This is a genomic window from Ruegeria sp. N4 (assembly GCF_056531425.1).
Genome location: NZ_JBQFLT010000001.1, coordinates 189,312 through 207,445, shown reverse-complemented (window position 1 = coordinate 207,445; position 18,134 = coordinate 189,312). Strand labels below are relative to the sequence as shown.

Here is an 18,134-nt window from a genome sequence, read left to right as displayed (position 1 = left end):
GAGTAGATGACATGACCGCCCTGGTGTTTTCTTCGTGATACGAAACAGGGCTTTGAGTGGATCACAAAACGCGATCAAGCGCCTCCAACAATTGATCAATTTCCTGTTGCGAGGTGTAGTGCGTGAAGCTGACCCGCAATACGCCCTGCGCCGGATCAACGCCCATGGCTTGTAACGGTCGCACCGCGTAGAAATCACTGCCACCCGCCATGATGCCATATTTGGCCAACTCGGCTGCCACAGGCTCGGCCGGTTTTCCCAAGGCCAAAGCGACCGTCGGTGCACGACGCGCCGCATCAGAAGGTCCGATCAGGCGCACGGCATTGCGCGATTTGACCGCATCCAGAACCGGTTGCAGCAACGCCTCTTCATGGGCGCGCATCAGATCATGGACAAAAGCCCCCTGCGCGGCCGCACCTGTGTCTGGTCCGCCGTGGTGCTGGCACAGCAGTTCGATGTAATCCGCCATCCCCGCACTTGCCGCGATCTGCGCGTGGTCGGGACCAGCGGGGGTAAAGCGCTTATACAGAACGTCCCCGTTGAAGTAATGCGCCTGGTTCGGCAGCAGTTCCCCAAGCGTTCGCCGAATGACCATGCAGCCCTGATGCGGGCCATAGGTCTTGTAGGCCGAGAACAGGTAGATATCCGGCCCCAGATCCCCAACATTCGGCAACCCGTGCGGCGCATAAGACACGCCGTCAACGCAGACAAACGCCCCGGCGGCATGAGCAATGGCGGTGATTTCCGTCACCGGATTGATCTCGCCCACCACGTTCGAGCAATGCGGAAAGCAGACAAGGCGGGTTTTCTCGTCCAGCAGATTCTCAAGGTCCTGCGGGTTCAGTGCGCCTGTCTGGGGGTCGATCTGCCATTCCCGGATTTCGATCCCCGCATCTGCCAGGCGTCGCCACGGACCGGAATTTGCCTCATGATCCTGGTTGGTTACGACGATGGCTTCACCCGGATTCATCCACTGCCGCACCGCCTGCGACAGAACGTAAGTGTTTTGGGTGGTCGAGGGTCCAAAGCTCAGCTCATCGGTATCGACACCCAAAATGGCCGCCAGCCGCGCGCGGGCTTCGTCCATTTCAGCCCCTGCAAGCTGGCTGGCCTCAAACGGCGCATAAGGCTGCACCTTGCGCTGGGTGTAGAACCGCGTCAGCCGGTCAATCACCGGCTTGCACGTATAAGACCCGCCCGCATTTTCGAAAAAAGCCTGCCCTTTCAGGCTGGGCTCGGAAAAGGCCGGGAACTGAGCCCGAACGAAATCGATATCCAAAGACGTCATGGCCGGTCCCCTTCCCCAATTGCTTTCAAAAGCGCCGCGTCAGCCCTGAACCTTGGTATAGGTTCCCTCACCCGCCAGAATGCCGCGGAAGCCACCGGGCTCATCAAGGCCGAACACAATCAGCGGCAGGTTGTTGTCCCGCGCCAGCGCAATGGCCGAGGCGTCCATGACCCGCAGCCGCTTGGCCAGAACATCATCATAAGAGACGGTGTCGTAGCGCACCGCATCGGCGTGCTCTTTCGGGTCCTTGTCATACACGCCGTCGACACCGTTCTTGCCCATGAAGATCGCCTGACAGGCCATTTCGTTGGCGCGCAGGGTGGCGGCGGTATCGGTTGTGAAATACGGGTTGCCGGTTCCGGCGGCAAAGATGCAGACCCGCTTTTTCTCCAGATGTCGCACCGCACGGCGGCGGATATAGGGTTCGCACACTTCATCCATGCGAATGGCCGAGATCACGCGGGTGAACACCCCAATCTCTTCCAGTGCCGACTGCATCCCCAGCGCGTTCATCACGGTGGCCAGCATTCCCATATAGTCGGCGGTGGTCCGTTCCATCCCCTGCGCCGATCCGCTGAGGCCGCGAAAGATGTTGCCCCCGCCGATCACCATGCAAATCTCGACCCCCAGATCATGAACCGATTTCACCTCTTGCGCGATACGCTGCACGGTTGGCGGGTGCAGACCGAATCCCTGATCCCCCATCAGCGCCTCGCCTGAGATTTTCAGCATGACGCGGTTATACTTGGGTTTCGTTGTTTCGGGTGATGGGGTCAGGCTCATATTGCGCTCCGGGCTGGCACGGGTTTATTTGCGGCGCAAAATGAAGCAAAAGTTCCGCAGGTTCAATGCGGATGCTTAGGAAGAAAGCGACCCTGATGGCGGACCGACCCGCAACACGAATTTGGGACCGGTTGCCGCCTATCGAGGATGGCAAGCCCGTGCTAATCGCAGGCCCGACCGCATCCGGCAAATCGGACCTGGCTTTGCAGATCGCCGAAACCTTTGGTGGGGTCATCGTTAACGCCGATGCCAGTCAGGTTTATGATTGCTGGCAGGTGATCTCGGCCAGACCATCGCCGCAGGACGAGGCGCGTGCACCGCACAAGCTGTATGGCCATGTCGCCTATGATCAGAGCTATTCCACCGGCCACTGGCTGCGCGAAGTTGTGCCCCTGCTGACCGCTGGGGAACGCCCGATCATCGTCGGCGGCACAGGGTTGTATTTCACCGCCTTGACCGAAGGGATGGCCGAGATCCCGGCCACCCCTGCTGAGGTTCGGCAGATCGCGGATCAGATGTCCCTGCCGGATCTGATCGATGGCGTGGACAGTCAAACGCTTAACCGATTGGACATAAACAACCGCGCCCGCGTCCAACGCGCGTGGGAGGTTCAGGCCGCAACGGGTCGCAGCCTTCAATCCTGGCAATCGGAAACGCCACCACCTGCATTGAAGCTGGAGGACTGCGTTCCGATCGTCTTTGATGTGGACAAAACGTGGCTGCTGGATCGGATCTCACGCCGATTTGATCAGATGGTGAGGACAGGTGCCTTGGACGAGGTTGCAGCCATGCGCGACCGATATGATCCGTCGCTGCCCGCCTTCAAGGCCATCGGCGTGCCCGAGCTGATGTCTTATCTGGACGGAGAAATGACACTGGACGAGGCACGTGAACGAGCCACGATTTCGACGCGCCAATTCGCAAAACGTCAGCGCACGTGGTTTCGCGCGCGCATGAAACGCTGGGCAAATGTGGATTTCTCCAAGTAACAAGATGGTAAGATAACGACGCGGGCCCCTTCCCTGAAGAAAACTTAATCCTTGTCCATGTTACGCAAGGAATCGATGCGCAATCCCCTAAAAACAGGCGGAAATACTGCGAATTTCGTGACAGACCGGTGCAACCTGTTACCGAAAACATCCCGAACACAAGACCGGCCAATGTCGTTTTTGTGCCTCGAATGACGATTTCGAACATTGACGCGTTCCAAATTCTGGTGCCGAATACGCCCATGGGGATGCAGAGAATCCAAAAAACAAATCCCGTAGATTTACCCGTCGGCGCGAAAAGCGCCGGGTAAGCTGGTTCATCAAATCAAAAAAACTGTTACTCAGGGAGATAGAGTAAATGTCAGATCGAACACCAACCGGAGCATCGGTTCATTGGGCAGCAGAGATGCACGCCCAGGAATGCCGCGACGGTAAACTCAGCCGACGCGAGTTCATTGCCCGCGCCACGGCGCTGGGCGTCGCAGTGCCAACGGCCTATGGCATGATCGGCTTGCAAACACCGGCGGCCGCACAGGAACCGCCGCGTGGCGGCACCATCCGCTATCAGATGGAAGTGCGCGCGCTGAAAGATCCGCGTACCTTCGACTGGACACAGATTGCCACCTTCACCGCAGGCTGGCTGGAATATCTGGTCGAGTATAACAATGACGGCTCGTTCAAGCCCATGCTGCTGGAAAGCTGGGAGGCCAATGACGACGCCACCGAATACACTCTGAACGTTCGCAAGGGTGTAAAGTGGAACAACGGCGACGATTTCACAGCCGAAGACGTTGCCCGCAATATCACCGGCTGGTGCGACTCGGCGGTCGAAGGCAACTCGATGGCGTCGCGGATGGCGTCGCTGGTTGACGAAAGCACCCAGAAAGCAGCCGACGGCGCAATCACCGTTGTTGACACGCACACCGTGAAGCTGAAGTGCAACGCGCCGGACATCACCATCATTCCGGGCATGGCCGACTACCCTGCCGCCATCGTGCACAGCAGCCACGACCCCGACAACATGTTGGGCAACCCGATCGGAACAGGCTTTATGCTGCCCGAAAGCCACGAAGTGGGTGTCAAAGGCGTTTTGGTGCGCAACGAAGGCTTCGACTGGTGGGGCTATGAAGCCGGCAAAGGCGGCTATATCGACCGGATTGAGTTCATCGACTACGGCACTGACCCGGCAGCTTTCCTGGCCGCTTACGAGGCCGAAGAAATCGATATGAACTGGGAGTCGGTTGGCGAATTCGTAGATATCTTCGACGGCATCGGCCTTGTGCGCTCAGAAATCCCGTCGGGCTTCACCATTGTCATTCGCCCGAACCAGCTGGCCGAAGACGCCGACGGCAACAAAATCTACGGCGACAAACGCGTGCGTCAGGCGCTGGCGATGGCCGTGGACAACGAAGTGTGTCTGGAGCTTGGTATGTCCGGCTACGGCATCGCGGCTGAAAACAGCCATGTTGGCCCAATGCACCCCGAGTATGACTCGTCGGTCACCCGGATCCCTTATGATCCAGCCGCTGCGAAGGCCCTAATGGACGAAGCTGGAATGGGCGACTTCGAGCACGAAGTTCAGTCCATCGACGATGACTGGCGCCGGAACACAACCGCAGCTGTTGTTGCTCAGCTGAATGACGCCGGGATCAAGGCGAAGCACACCGTGTTGCCTGGCTCGACCTTCTGGAACGACTGGACCAAATACGCCTATTCGTCGACCAACTGGAACCATCGTCCGCTGGGAACTCAGATCCTGGCGCTGGCCTATAAGTCAGGCGTGCCGTGGAACGAATCCGGTTTCGCGAACGAGGAGTTTGACGCGCTGCTGGCCGAGGCCAACTCGATTGCCGATGTAGACCGCCGTCGCGAAGTGATGGGCAAGCTGCAGGCGATTATGATCGAAGAAGGCGTTGTGATCCAACCCTACTGGCGCACGGCGATGCGCCACCACCGCGAGAATATGGTGGGGGTTGAGAAACACATCGCTGACCTGCCGCAAATCTACAAATTCGGCATTCTGTCCTAAGCCGAAAAACCCAAGGCCGCGCCGCGCTGGCGCGGCCTTTTCGTCCTGAATGCGGCGACCATAAAAACAGCTAAGCGTGAAGCCAGACGACATTCACGCCAGCCTACCAACAGGGGCTAACATGGGACTATTCATTCTAAGGCGCGTCGGCATCATGCTATTGACAGCATTATGCCTGACGTTCCTGGTTTTCTTTCTGACCAACCTCTACCCGAACCTTGAAAAGCTTGCGAAGACGCAAGGCAACTTCCGCATGTCGGATGAACAGGTCGAGAGTTTCCTGGAAAAGAACGGCTATCTTCAGGCGACGCCGATAAAATACGGCGAATGGCTGGGCGTGTTACCCTCGTACCGGCACACCAATGAGGACGGCACCGTTCAAGGCCGCTGCATTTTGCCCGGTCAACCTGCGGAAGAAGCGCCCAATTTCTGCGGCATCCTGCAGGGATACTGGGGCTATTCGACGGTCTTCAAAGACGAGGTCTCGGCGGTTGTTGGAACCCGTCTGGCGCTGACTGGACGGCTGATGTTCTGGGTCATGTTGCTGATGGTCCCTTCGGCGCTGATCCTTGGCATTCTGGCTGGGATGAAAGAAGGCTCGGCCACGGACCGCACGTTGTCCACCTTTGCCATTACCACGACGGCAACGCCGGAATACGTCTCGGGCGTTATCTTCATCGCGATCTTCACTTCGTCTGCTGTTGGATTGAAATGGTTCAAGGGGACGGCAACACAGGCAATGGAGAACCCGACGTTTGAGAACTTCTTCCTGCCGGTTCTGACCATTGCTCTGTACGGGATGGGCTATATCGCCCGAATGACTCGCGCCTCGATGACCGAGGTGATGACGGCGCAATACATCCGAACCGCGCGCCTGAAAGGTGTCTCATTCCCGAACATCGTCATGAAACACGCGCTGCGCAACGCGCTGATCGCGCCCTTTACCGTCATCATGTTGCAGTTCCCATGGCTGCTGAACGGCGTTGTGATCGTCGAGACCCTGTTCAACTACAAGGGTTTTGGCTGGGCGCTGGTACAGGCGGCGGGCAACAACGACATTCAGCTGTTGCTGGCGATCTCGGTCGTGTCGGTCTTTGTGGTGCTGGTGACGCAGCTGATCTCGGATATCGGCTATGTCTACCTCAACCCGCGCATCCGCATCGCATAAGGAGGGATAGATCATGGAACCACTTACCTGGACCGGCTCTATCGCCTTCCTCAACCCGCTTCTGGCGCTTGCACTGGGGCTGATGTTCCTGTCGATCATTGTCTGGATGCTGGCCAGCATCGTGCTGCCCGAAGATCAGATGACCGTGAACCCGGATGGCACGCTGACCTCAAGCTCGGGGCTGCGCAACATGATCCAGGGCGCGCTGCGCTACAGCTTTCTTGCAAGTGTCGGGATTGCAGTAGCCTATATCGTCCTCGGGATCGTGATGGGCACCGGCGCCGGTATCATCGGCGCGATATCGCAACAGTTCCTGCCGGTTTGGCTGTCACTGATCCTGCTTTATGCAATGTCCATCGCGTTCAAACGCAAGCTGGGTCTTTACGGCAAGCTATTCGACAGCCCCATCGGCATGATCGGCTTTGGTCTGGTCATGTTCTGGGTGTTCACCGGGATCTTCGGAGCGCTTGATCTGATCGTCACCCATGACCCGCTGGCGCAGGTCTCGGGCATGAAGAACAAGGTGCCGGGAACCCCCCTGCCGGGGTCGGAGGAAGGCGCGTATTCCTGGTATCTGCTGGGCGGCGACAACCTGGCCCGCGATGTCTTTAGCCGGATGGTCAAAGGCGCGTGGATCGTGGTTCAGATCGCGCCGCTGGCGACGATGTTTGCCTTCATGGTCGGCATCACGCTTGGTCTGCCCGCAGGATATTACGGCGGTCGTCTGGACACGTTCATCTCGTTCCTGGCAAACCTGATCCTAGCCTTCCCCGTGATCCTGCTGTTCTACCTGCTGGTCACGCCCGAGATCGTGGCGACCGGGGTTCCGAACTACATGGCTGCCGTGCTGTTCGTGTTCCCGATCCTGTTCCTGGGTGTATTGCTGAACTCGCGCTACTACACGCGTCCCAATTTCCGCACACCGTTGCTGATCGGGGTGCTGGGAGTGACGATCTGGCTGTATCTGTCGCTGATCTCATCCGGCGGCTACATCATCGACACCGATGCCTATCGCATCTGGGGCCTGCCGACCTATCTGGACCTGTTCGATATTCCGGGCGGGATTCTGGTGGTGTTCGTCTCGGTCGTCTTCGTCAACTCACCCACGGTGTTCCGCATCGTGCGCGGGCTGGCGCTGGACATCAAGACACGCGACTATGTGGCAGCGGCGCAGACCCGTGGTGAAGGCCCGTGGTACATCATGCTGTGGGAAATCCTGCCCAACGCGCGTGGTCCGCTGATCGTCGATTTCTGTTTGCGCATAGGCTACACCACCATCCTGCTGGGGACCTTGGGTTTCTTCGGGCTGGGCCTGCCGCCGGAAAGCCCGGATTGGGGGTCCACGATCAACGAGGGGCGCAAGCTTTTGTCGATCTATCTGCACCCGGCCCTGCCTCCCGCGCTGGCGCTGCTGTCACTGGTTCTTGGGTTGAACCTGCTGGCGGATGGTCTGCGCGAAGAAAGTCTGAAGGACTGATGTGATCTGTTCTGGGGGCTCTGCCCCCAGACCCCCGGGATATTTTTAGCCAGATGAACGGGATCCCCGGACTCTCGCGAGGAGATACAAGATGAACAAACTGGCGGATTATGATGGGCCAATTCTGGAAATCGACAAACTGTCGATTTCGTTCTTTACCCGTCTGCGTGAAATTCCGGCCGTTATGGATTTCTCGGTCAGCGTACAGCCCGGCGAGGCGGTCGGGCTGGTAGGTGAATCCGGCTGCGGTAAGTCCACCGTGGCCCTTGGCGTGATGCAGGATCTTGGCAAGAACGGTCGGATCGTCGGCGGCACGATCAAGTTCAAGGGGCGCGATCTGTCCGAAATGACGTCGGACGAATTGCGCGACGTTCGCGGCAATGAGATCGCGATGATCTATCAGGAGCCGATGGCCAGCCTGAACCCGGCGATGAAGATCGGCAAGCAGTTGATGGAAGTGCCGATGATCCACGAAGGCGTCGGCGCGGAAGAGGCTTATGCCCGCGCTTTGGAAGTGGTGACGGATGTGCGCCTGCCCGACCCCGAGCGGATGCTGAACTCCTTCCCGCATCAGTTGTCGGGTGGTCAGCAGCAGCGGATCGTGATTGCGATGGCGCTGATGTCGAAACCATCGCTGTTGATCCTGGACGAGCCGACCACCGCGCTGGACGTGACGGTCGAGGCCGCCGTGGTCGAGCTGGTCAAGGATCTGGGCAAGAAATACGGCACCTCGATGCTGTTCATTTCGCACAACCTGGGGTTGGTTCTGGAAACCTGCGACCGGTTGTGCGTGATGTATTCGGGCGAGGCGGTCGAGCGTGGCTCGATCAAGGATGTGTTCGACGAGATGCAGCACCCCTATACGCAGGCGCTGTTCCGCTCGATCCCCCTGCCCGGCGCGGACAAGAACGCACGCCCGCTTGTGGCCATTCCGGGGAACTTCCCCCTGCCACATGAACGGCCGCCGGGCTGTAACTTTGGCCCGCGCTGCGACTATTTCGAAGAGGGTCGCTGTGACGCGCAGAATATTCTGATGGAGGCTGTGCCGGGCAATGATCGCCACCACACGCGCTGTCTGAAGTTCAAGGAAATTGACTGGAACGCGCCCATTACCGTTGGCGAGCAGAAAGAAAAGGCCGAGATCGGGCGCACCGTCCTGAAAATGGACAACCTCAAGAAATACTATGAGGTGGCGGCCAATGCCCTGTTCGGGGGCGGCGAAACCAAGGTTGTGAAAGCCAATGAGACGCTGAGCTTTGAGGCCCATGAATCCGAGACCCTCGCCATTGTGGGTGAATCCGGTTGCGGCAAGTCCACCTTTGCCAAGGTGTTGATGGGGCTTGAGACGGCAACGGACGGTCAGATCCTTCTGGACAACCGCAATATCGAGGCGGTGCCCATCGAAGAACGCGATGCCAAGACTGTGGGCGAGGTTCAGATGGTATTCCAAAACCCGTTTGACACGCTGAACCCGTCGATGACGGTTGGGCGACAGATCATCCGGGCGCTGGAAATCTTCGGTGTCGGCAATTCCGAGGCCGAGCGCAAGCAACGGATGCTGGAATTGCTGGATCTGGTGAAGCTGCCGCGCGCCTTCGCCGACCGGATGCCGCGGCAATTGTCGGGTGGTCAGAAGCAACGCGTCGGTATCGCACGCGCCTTTGCGGGCGATGCACGGATCGTGGTTGCGGATGAACCCGTTTCGGCGCTGGACGTGTCGGTGCAGGCGGCAGTGACCGATCTGCTGATGGAGATTCAGCGCGAACACAAGACCACCTTGCTGTTCATCAGCCACGATCTGTCGATTGTCCGGTACCTCAGCGACCGGGTGATGGTGATGTATCTGGGCCACGTGGTCGAGTTGGGGACAACCGATCAGGTCTTCTCGCCGCCATATCACCCCTATACCGAGGCCTTGCTGAGCGCGGTTCCGATTGCGGATACTTCGATCGAGAAAGAGCATATCGTTCTGGAAGGCGACATCCCCTCGGCCATGAACCCGCCGCCGGGTTGCCCGTTCCAGACTCGCTGCCGCTGGAAGTCCGAAGTTCCGGATGGGCGATGCGAGTCGGATGTGCCGCCGGTCAAGACACTGGCTGATGGACATCAGGTGAAGTGCCATCTGGCCGACGAGGTTCTAGCCCGTATGGAACCGGTGATCAAAATCGCGGCGGAATAAACCCTGCAACACTGGAAAAAAGGGCCGGTTCAAGGACCGGCCCTTTCTTTTGCGCCCTGAGTCGGGAAAACCGTCAGATTATCGGCGCACTTGATTTGCGAGTGGTGGTTTTGCCGGTCCTTGTATCAACCGGTCATCACGTTGTTGCCGAAATGCATGAATTCCTGAGTCATGCCGCCAATCTCTCCGGCCTCAAGCGTCAGGCTCGCGCTGTCGAGCATTTTGTAGCTGGGTTGCGCCTTCACCCAGTCATCTGCCGATTGCAGCGTGGTCAGCGTGTAAGACGTGACCTCGTTCAGGTAGTGGGTCGGAATAACAACCTTCGGCTTCAGCTTTGAGACGATGTCATCGCCCTGCTGGTAGCTGAGGATATGCTCTGACCCATCGACCGGAAGGGTCAGCACGTCCACCTGCCCGATTGCATCCCAGAATTCCTGCGGCGGGTTATGGCGGTTGTCGCCCCAGATCAGCGTGCGAATGCCGCCGGTTTCGACCAGATAGACCACCATATCCATGTGACCCACGTTGTTGGGTGGGCAAGCTTCCACGCCAAACTCGGCCAGCGCATTGGTCCATTCGTACCAACCCGGTGCCACGCAGGCGTGTTTGTCTGCAAAGCCGGTGATTTTGACATCGGCAAATTCGAAATTGCCGACCATCCGGTCCAAAACCATGGTCGAGCTTGGGCGCTCGATCGCGTCATGGTCAAAATGGGCGTGGGTCGACAGGGTTATGTCCACAGGGATCTGAGGGAATTCGTTGCGGAACCAAAGGCCCCAAGCCCCCGACGGATCGTCCCGCCACGGGTCGAACAGCACGGTCGCACCGTTGGGCGAGGTGATCTTGATCGCGCAATGCCCGTAATAGTCGATCCCGACTGTGCCCGTGCTGGCCTGACCGGTCGCGCCTTGCAGGTCGATAACATGGTTATTGTTGCCCGGCTGCAGCCAGGCTTGCGATTGCGCCTGGGCCGGTTTTCCGTTCAGCAGCGATGCCCCGACTCCGGCCGCGCCTGCCGCCATAAAGAAAGACCGGCGCGACAGACCCTTGGCCAATCTGTCTTTCTGTCCGTTCAGGATTGTGGGCTTCAGATCTTTGCGATCCATCTTGTACCTCCTTGTTGGTCAGGCGCGCGTGCGTCGCACCTGATCGGAAGGGTAACAACGGGGGAACAACAGGCTCAGATCAGAAAAATCTGGGGGGAATATGGGGGCATTCCCCATATTCGATACTCAGGAAATAGACAGCAGATGACTGCGCAGATTCTGATCGCGCCCATCCAAGCCCAGTTTCCGACGAATGTTGTTGCGATGGAAATCGATGGTCGACGTCTCACGCGACAAGGCCCGCGCAATGTCTTTCGTCGTTTTCCCGGACATCACCAACTGCGCAATTTCGATCTCGGTCGGTGTCATGATCGAGAACGCATCGGACAGTTTGTCCGACAGCATCGAGGTCATATCCCTAAGGTTGCTTTCGGCCAGATCCAGATAAGCATGGGCCGCGTCGCCCTCGGGCAGGTGTCCGCGCAGCTTGTCCAGATAGGGCAAGACCATCAGGCGCACCCGCTCGACAATATCCTGGTCATGGTCTTTGCGGTCATCATCGACGCTGGTCAGCAGAACGCGCAGGGCGGTGTTTGTTTCTTGCAATTCACGGGTGCGAGCCTGAACCCGGCTTTCCAGTTGCGCCAATGTCTGGTTCAGCTTTTCTTCCAGCGCGCGACGCAGATAAACCTCTTGAATCAAAGCAAGATCGGATTCGACCATGCGCGCAAACTGCGCCAGCCCTTCGCGAAACAACAGCGCACGGCGATTGCGCTGCCGGTCCAGGATGCAGATGGTTCCAAACACGGCCCCATCGGGCCATTTCAGCGGCAATCCGATGTAAAAGGACATGCCGTGTTCCATGTCGTCATTGCCGCTCCAGACGGGATCACAGGTGGCGTCCTCGACCACCAACTCGCTGTCCTGTTGCAACACGCCCTGACAATACAGCTTGGGATTCAATTGAAAGTTCATCCCCACGGGATACGGATTCTGAGGGTGGTCCGAGGTGATCAGGACCGTATGATCCGGCGCATCCGTTTTCATGATCAGGCTGGCAGGCACGTCGGCAAGCTTGGCAACAAGGTCCACCAACCTTTGCCAATTGGCCTTTGTTTCGGCGGGAATTTCCGGTCGGTCTTGCAACATCGGCACCTGTTCGGGTCCTGAAAGATCGCCTACAGGTTAGGTCAGCGGTCATTGCCGGATCAAGGATCAGATCATGCCGCCTTGCAGCATCACCCGATCAGCCGCCCCAGATTACCTTCACGTAGTTCTGAGTTTCCTTGTAGGGTGGGATTCCGCCGTGCTTTTCAACCGCTTTCGGGCCAGCGTTATACGCCGCCAGCGCCAAAGGCCAGGATTTGAACTTGCGGTATTGCCAGGACAGATAGCGCGCGCCGCCTTCAAGGTTCTGCTTGGGATCATGCGGGTTCACGCCCAGCAACTTGGCGGTCTGAGGCATCAGCTGCGCCAGCCCCAACGCCCCCTTGTGAGATTTGGCATGCGGGTTCCAGCCGCTTTCCTGCTGCACCAGCCGCAGGAACAGGTCCTCGGGGATGTTGTGCAACCGGGCCGCATCGCGCGCGAGGCTCAGGTATTCGCCCCGGTAGCTGCCGGTATAGCGCTTGTTTACCTTGGCGCGATCAGTCTTTGGCTTAAGGCGTTCGGACCCGCGATATTGCGTCGCTGCGCGGTTATCCAAAACCTTGGACTGCTTCAGAAAAATGTCCATCCGGCTTTTCGTGGACAACGTGTCCGCCTGCACAGATCCAGACAGCAGCACAACGCCCAGAACCGTTAACCCAACACACACAGAACGCATGAAAGCCTATCCCGCTCGCTCAAAAATCAGTCGGAGTATAGGTATTCCAGTCAAAAATGAAAGCTTGGTAAAGACAGACGCAAGAATTCTTGCCGAACGTTGTCGTGATCAATCATGTTTTAACCAAGACGCAGGCGATATAGGGTCGCAAAGACATCCGGCGCCAGATTCGGCGCACTCAGATCAATACAGAACGGGGAAATACATGGCGGGTTCAGTCAACAAGGTCATTCTGGTCGGCAATCTTGGCCGCGATCCCGAGGTTCGGTCATTTCAGAACGGCGGCAAAGTGTGCAACCTGCGCATCGCCACTTCCGAGAACTGGAAAGACCGCAACACCGGTGAACGCCGGGAACGGACGGAATGGCACTCGGTTGCCATCTTCTCGGAACCGCTGGCCCGCATTGCCGAGCAGTATCTGCGCAAGGGCAGCAAGGTCTATATCGAAGGCCAGCTGGAAACGCGCAAATGGCAGGATCAATCGGGGCAGGATCGCTATTCGACCGAAGTGGTGCTGCGCCCCTATCGCGGTGAACTGACACTGCTGGACAGCCGCGGCGGTGAAGGCGGCGGCGGTGGCGGTTATGGCGGAGGACAGTCGGGCGGCTATGGCGGCGGTCAGGCCGGTGGCGGCTATGGCGACCCCTATGGTGGCCAATCCAGCGCCCCTGCCCCTGCATCCGGCGGAATCGACGACGACGAGATTCCGTTCTAAGCGAAACGGAGTAAACACATGACATGGTCCTTCGCCCTCGGCCGGTTCCTCGGGTCCGAACTGAGGGTCCATGTCACCTTCTTCCTTTTGTTGGCCTGGGTCGGCTTTGCCGCCTATTCCAACGGTGGCTGGCCTGCGGTCATCGACAATCTGCTGTTTGTGCTGGCCCTGTTTGCCTGCGTCGTGGCGCATGAGTTTGGCCATGCCCTGATGGCCCGGCGCTTTGGTATCAAAACCCCCGATATCACGCTGCTACCCATCGGCGGTCTGGCCCGTCTGGAACGGATGCCGGAAAAACCGATGCAAGAGGTCTGGGTGGCGCTGGCCGGGCCTGCGGTGAATATCGTTATCTGGTTGGTGTTGGTTCTGCTGGGTTCGGGCATTTCGCTCGGTTCAGTCACTGATCTGGACTCGGCCAGTTTCGGGATCTTGCAACGGTTGGCCTATGTCAATTTGCTTCTGGCGGCCTTCAACATGATCCCGGCCTTCCCCATGGATGGGGGTCGCGTGGTCCGCGCCCTGTTGTGCCTCAGGATGGACCGGGTTCAGGCCACCCGCATTGCCGCATTCAGCGGGCAGATCGTTGCCATTGGGCTTGGGTTCTGGGGTCTAAGCTCGGGCAATCCGATCCTTGTTCTGATTGCCGTTTTTGTGTTCATCGCAGCAAATGCCGAAAATCAGGACGTCGCGCTGCGATCCGTCGCGCGCCGTGTGCTGGCGCGGGACGCGATGATCACCGAGTTTCACGCGCTGTCGCCGCAGGACAGTTTGAACACCGCCGCCCAAGCCGTCATTCACACGACGCAGCACGAGTTTCCCGTCTTGGATACCGACGGGGCCTTGCTTGGCTTTGTCGCGCGGGATCGTTTGTTTGCCGCGCTGGCGGGGGATCATCCCCGGTCGGACCCTGCGACCTCGATCATGGAGGGCGATATCCCTCAGGTTGGACTGACTACCGGCCTTGAGGCGGTTCTGAAAGGGCTGCACAAGGGTGCCCCGGCGATTGCTGTCACCAGCCGCACGGGTCGTATGATCGGCTATATCACGCGGGAAAACATCGGCGAATTGATGGTGATCCGGGGGCGTTAGAGCGTGCGACCTTGAACCCGAGACACGAAGACCCTGCCACGCCTAAGGCGCTCTTGGGCCATTCGTGTCGCATGGTGCTTCAGGTAAAAGATCGCACGCTCTTGTATCAGGCTGTAGGCAACGCGTCCTGCAGCACCGACATCACCGCATCACGCGGCACATCCGATGTGACAAAGGCCTGACCGATCCCGCGCGCCAGAATAAAGCGCAACTGACCGTCAATGACCTTCTTATCCTGCGCCATCAGATCAACCAAAGCGTCGGCACCCGGAAGCTCTCCGGGAATGTCGGCCAGATCGGTTTTCATGCCCATGGCCTTCAGATGCGCCCGCACGCGGCTTGGGTCCTCCTGCGAACACAGACCCAGACGGGACGATAGCTCAAACGCCAGCGCACAGCCGATGGCGACACCCTCGCCGTGCAGCAGGCGGTCAGAATAGCCCGTCGCGGCCTCCAGCGCGTGACAGAAGGTATGGCCGAGGTTCAGCAGGGCGCGGTCGCCCTGCTCGGTCTCATCCCGCACGACAATGTCAGCCTTCATCTGAACAGACCGGGTGACAGCGCGCACCCGTGCGGCCATATCACCGGATGAAACGTCGGGGCCGTTGGCCTCCAGCCATTCAAAGAAATCCGCGTCGCCCAGCAGCCCGTATTTGACCACTTCGCCGTAACCGGACAGGAAATCCCGCTGCGTCATGGTGCCCAGAACCGAGGTATCGGCCAACACCAGCGAGGGCTGATGAAACGCGCCAATCAGGTTCTTGCCCTGCGGTGCGTTGATCCCGGTCTTGCCACCCACCGAACTGTCGACCTGCGCCAGCAGCGAGGTCGGGATTTGCACAAACCGCACCCCGCGCCGCAGCACGGCAGCGGCAAAGCCAGCCAGATCGCCGATCACGCCTCCGCCCAAGGCAACAACCACATCGCGCCGCTCGATTTTTTCGGCCAACAGCCATTCCACCGCACGTTCGAAATGCGGCCAGCTTTTGGTCGCCTCACCTGCCGGAAGGGCCAGCGCCGACATCTCGATTCCGGCAGCAGCCAGACCATCGCGCAGCGCGTCCAGATGCAGCGCGGCGACGTTTTCATCGGTCAGAACCGCAACCTTCGGACGGTGCAGCAACGGGGCAATCCGCGCGCCGGACTGCGCCAGCAGATCGGGGCCAATCTCGACATCATACGAGCGTTCGCCCAGTTCCACATGTACGGTTTGATGCATTTACTTCCGTTCCAAAACATCCGGGCGGGCCAACAGGGCCTCGACCACGCGGTCCACCATATTGTCGATCGAGGTCTCGCCATCCGACTCGGCAATCAGATCAGCCTCGGCATAGACCGGCACGCGATCCTCGTACAGGGCCTTGAGCGTCGCATACGGGTCGGAAGTGCGCAGCAGCGGGCGGGTATCCTTATGGCGCACCCGGTTCCACAGCACGTTCAGATCGGCCCGCAACCAGACCGAGGCCCCACGCTCGCTTATCATCGCGCGGTTGCCCTCTGCCATGAACGCGCCGCCGCCGGTGGACAGGATGCCGCGTTCCTCATCCAGCAGACGGCCAATAACTTGCGTTTCCTTCTGGCGAAAAAACGGCTCACCATCGCGTTCAAAGATCTCGGGGATGGTCATGTTGGCCGCCGATTCGATCTCGGCATCGCTGTCGAGGAACGGAACACCCAGCCGCGCGGCCAAAGCGCGGCCCACAGCCGTCTTTCCTGCCCCCATCATGCCGACAAGAACCACGGTTTTGTGCAGATCATATCGTGATCCCGTATCCGCCGGATGCGTGTTATGCTTAATTTCGCTCATTTCACCGTGAATGACGTGATCTTGGAAAAAATGCCAGTTATAACTTGGCCAAAATCAAAAATTGAGGCAGCGTGGCGCCATGGGTCGTCTGATCAAGTTCCTGATTTACTTAATTTGCCTGAGTTTCATCGGGCTGGTGGCCTATGCCTATATCGGCCCCTATTTCGGGGCGGATTTCTCGGCCCCGCAAACTGAAATCCGTGAACCGGTCACTCTGGATGTCGACTAAGCACATTGCGGTGGCATTGCTGCTGGCCGGGGCCGCACAGGCGCAAGAGCCGCTGTCGGCTATCGAATGGCTGACCGAGCCGCCGGAAAACCTGCCCGGAACCGTTCTGTTGGAGCCGCCTGTCACCCAGAACGGGGTGCAGCCTCAGGTCGAGGTAACACCGCTTGAGGCGCTGTCGCAGCCGCTGGGTCTGGTGTCATCCACTGTCACCGGCTTGCCGGTTGATCTGTGGCAGGGCAGCGACCCGGAACGTCTGTCCGAACTGATTGCGCGGGTGCCGGTCAAGCATAACCCGGCCATGCAGCGGTTGCTGTTCACCCTGCTGCTGTCCGAAGCCCGCGCGCCCGCCGGTTCCGGCGCCGAAGAGGTTTTGCTACTGGCGCGCCTTGATCGGTTGATGCAATTGGGGGCCGCTGATCCGGCGCAATCGCTGGTGCAACTGGCTGGTCCCACGGATTCGCAGGCTCGGTTTCAACGCTGGTTCGATGCTACTCTGCTGACCGGGGACGAAGACCGCAGTTGTACTGCCCTGATCGCGCAACCGCATCTGTCGCGTGATTATGCGGCGCAGATTTTCTGTAAGGCCCGGCGGGGCGATTGGCCTTCGGCTGCGCTGACGCTGGAGGCCGCGCATGCGCTGAAAATCCTACCACAGGATGAGTTGGACGTGCTGGATCGTTTCCTGAGCCCGGAACTTTACGAAGACGCAGCGTATCTGCCGCAGCCCGAAGACCCGACGCCGCTCAGCTTCCGCCTGTTCGAAGCGATCGGGGAACGATTGCCATCTGCCCCGCTGCCCCGCGCCTTTGCCAATGCAGACCTGCGCGATGTGGCCGGGTGGAAAGCCCAGATCGAGGCCGCCGAACGTCTGACGCGTATCGGGGCCCTGACGCCCAACCAGTTGCTGGGGCTTTTTACCGAGCGAGATCCGGCTGCATCGGGCGCGGTCTGGGATCGGGTCGCGGCCATCCAACAGTTCGAAAGCGCGTTGGACAGCGGCAATGCCGAAGCGATCGGAAAGACCCTGCCCCGCGCATGGGATCAGATGCGCAGTGTCGGGCTGGAAGTCCCATTCGCCGAGCTGTTCGCCGACCGGCTGGCCAACGTGGCCCTGCCCGTTCCGGCCACGGACAACCTGCGCTGGCGCATTCTGATGCTGTCCGAGCAATACGAGCGGGCAGCCCTGACAACACCGGACAAATCAACCGAGGCGCAGTTCCTCGTGGCCCTTGCGCAAGGGGACCCCGGTCGCGCCGTCTCACCCTCGCCTCTGGCCGACGCGGTGGCGCAGGGGTTCGAATGGGCCGCGCCTGTTCCGTCAGATATCGACGCCCTGCTGGAACAGGGACAGTTGGGAGAGGCCATTCTGGAGGCCATGCAACTGTTCACCCATGGTGCACGCGGCAATCTGGTCGATCTGACAGCGGCTATTGCGGCCTTTCGGCGCGTGGGACTGGAAGACACCGCCAGACGCGCGGCGCTGAACCTTCTGATCCTGCAGGGGTGACGG

At 59.3% G+C, this 18,134-nt stretch carries 16 protein-coding genes; 9 read left to right on the top strand and 7 right to left on the bottom strand.

The window, feature by feature from the left end:
• Positions 1-61: 61 nt before the first annotated feature.
• On the bottom strand, positions 62-1,288 hold the full coding sequence (locus ACR0LW_RS00975) for an aminotransferase class V-fold PLP-dependent enzyme (protein ID WP_480581447.1): 1,227 nt from the start codon (positions 1,286-1,288) through the stop codon (positions 62-64).
• 39 nt (positions 1,289-1,327) lie between these two features.
• The gene (pyrH, locus tag ACR0LW_RS00970; RefSeq protein ID WP_480582223.1) at positions 1,328-2,065 is read right to left on the bottom strand and encodes a UMP kinase; all 738 of its coding nucleotides are present in this window, start codon (positions 2,063-2,065) and stop codon (positions 1,328-1,330) included.
• A gap of 101 nt (positions 2,066-2,166) precedes the next feature.
• On the opposite strand from pyrH, the gene miaA reads away from it, so the two are divergent.
• The 5 genes from miaA (at position 2,167) to ACR0LW_RS00945 (ending at position 9,913) form a co-directional block, all read left to right on the top strand.
• Entirely contained in the window at positions 2,167-3,060 is an 894-nt protein-coding gene (gene miaA / locus ACR0LW_RS00965) for a tRNA (adenosine(37)-N6)-dimethylallyltransferase MiaA (protein WP_480881277.1), read from the top strand.
• 358 nt (positions 3,061-3,418) lie between these two features.
• Positions 3,419-5,089 (top strand): ABC transporter substrate-binding protein, encoded by a 1,671-nt coding sequence (locus tag ACR0LW_RS00960; protein ID WP_480881275.1) that lies wholly within the window; start codon positions 3,419-3,421, stop codon positions 5,087-5,089.
• A gap of 121 nt (positions 5,090-5,210) precedes the next feature.
• Positions 5,211-6,257 carry an ABC transporter permease gene (locus ACR0LW_RS00955; protein ID WP_170451191.1) on the top strand — a complete coding sequence of 349 codons (1,047 nt, stop codon included), beginning with the start codon at positions 5,211-5,213 and terminating at the stop codon, positions 6,255-6,257.
• Positions 6,258-6,270: 13 nt separating this feature from the next.
• Positions 6,271-7,734: an ABC transporter permease gene (locus ACR0LW_RS00950; protein WP_170630167.1), complete on the top strand. Its 1,464-nt coding sequence runs from the start codon at positions 6,271-6,273 to the stop codon at positions 7,732-7,734.
• Between the two features lie 91 nt (positions 7,735-7,825).
• Positions 7,826-9,913, top strand: coding sequence for a dipeptide ABC transporter ATP-binding protein (locus ACR0LW_RS00945; protein ID WP_480581454.1), 2,088 nt, complete (start codon positions 7,826-7,828; stop codon positions 9,911-9,913).
• Between the two features lie 125 nt (positions 9,914-10,038).
• Here ACR0LW_RS00945 and ACR0LW_RS00940 read toward each other — a convergent pair whose 3' ends face one another.
• From ACR0LW_RS00940 to ACR0LW_RS00930, 3 genes are all read right to left on the bottom strand, one after another.
• On the bottom strand, positions 10,039-11,019 hold the full coding sequence (locus ACR0LW_RS00940) for an MBL fold metallo-hydrolase (protein WP_480881273.1): 981 nt from the start codon (positions 11,017-11,019) through the stop codon (positions 10,039-10,041).
• A gap of 126 nt (positions 11,020-11,145) precedes the next feature.
• Positions 11,146-12,108: a LuxR C-terminal-related transcriptional regulator gene (locus ACR0LW_RS00935; RefSeq protein WP_170451199.1), complete on the bottom strand. Its 963-nt coding sequence runs from the start codon at positions 12,106-12,108 to the stop codon at positions 11,146-11,148.
• Positions 12,109-12,205: 97 nt separating this feature from the next.
• Positions 12,206-12,784: a lytic transglycosylase domain-containing protein gene (locus ACR0LW_RS00930; protein ID WP_480581456.1), complete on the bottom strand. Its 579-nt coding sequence runs from the start codon at positions 12,782-12,784 to the stop codon at positions 12,206-12,208.
• A 205-nt stretch (positions 12,785-12,989) separates the two neighbouring features.
• Between ACR0LW_RS00930 and ssb the strand changes: the two genes are divergently transcribed.
• Complete coding sequence (gene ssb / locus ACR0LW_RS00925; RefSeq protein WP_170451203.1) at positions 12,990-13,499, top strand: single-stranded DNA-binding protein; 510 nt, start codon at positions 12,990-12,992, stop codon at positions 13,497-13,499.
• A gap of 18 nt (positions 13,500-13,517) precedes the next feature.
• Positions 13,518-14,588 carry a site-2 protease family protein gene (locus ACR0LW_RS00920; RefSeq protein ID WP_480881269.1) on the top strand — a complete coding sequence of 357 codons (1,071 nt, stop codon included), beginning with the start codon at positions 13,518-13,520 and terminating at the stop codon, positions 14,586-14,588.
• Between the two features lie 106 nt (positions 14,589-14,694).
• On the opposite strand, the gene aroB is transcribed toward ACR0LW_RS00920, so the two are convergent.
• Both aroB and ACR0LW_RS00910 read right to left on the bottom strand, forming a co-directional pair.
• On the bottom strand, positions 14,695-15,807 hold the full coding sequence (aroB, locus tag ACR0LW_RS00915) for a 3-dehydroquinate synthase (protein WP_480881267.1): 1,113 nt from the start codon (positions 15,805-15,807) through the stop codon (positions 14,695-14,697).
• On the bottom strand, positions 15,808-16,395 hold the full coding sequence (locus ACR0LW_RS00910) for a shikimate kinase (RefSeq protein ID WP_170734611.1): 588 nt from the start codon (positions 16,393-16,395) through the stop codon (positions 15,808-15,810).
• Positions 16,396-16,474: 79 nt separating this feature from the next.
• Here ACR0LW_RS00910 and ACR0LW_RS00905 point away from each other — a divergent pair, with 79 nt between their 5' ends.
• Both ACR0LW_RS00905 and ACR0LW_RS00900 read left to right on the top strand, forming a co-directional pair.
• Positions 16,475-16,624 (top strand): hypothetical protein, encoded by a 150-nt coding sequence (locus ACR0LW_RS00905; protein WP_170451211.1) that lies wholly within the window; start codon positions 16,475-16,477, stop codon positions 16,622-16,624.
• Entirely contained in the window at positions 16,614-18,131 is a 1,518-nt protein-coding gene (locus ACR0LW_RS00900; protein ID WP_480881264.1) for a hypothetical protein, read from the top strand. The genes ACR0LW_RS00905 and ACR0LW_RS00900 overlap by 11 nt, the downstream gene beginning before the upstream one ends.
• Positions 18,132-18,134: the final 3 nt, after the last annotated feature.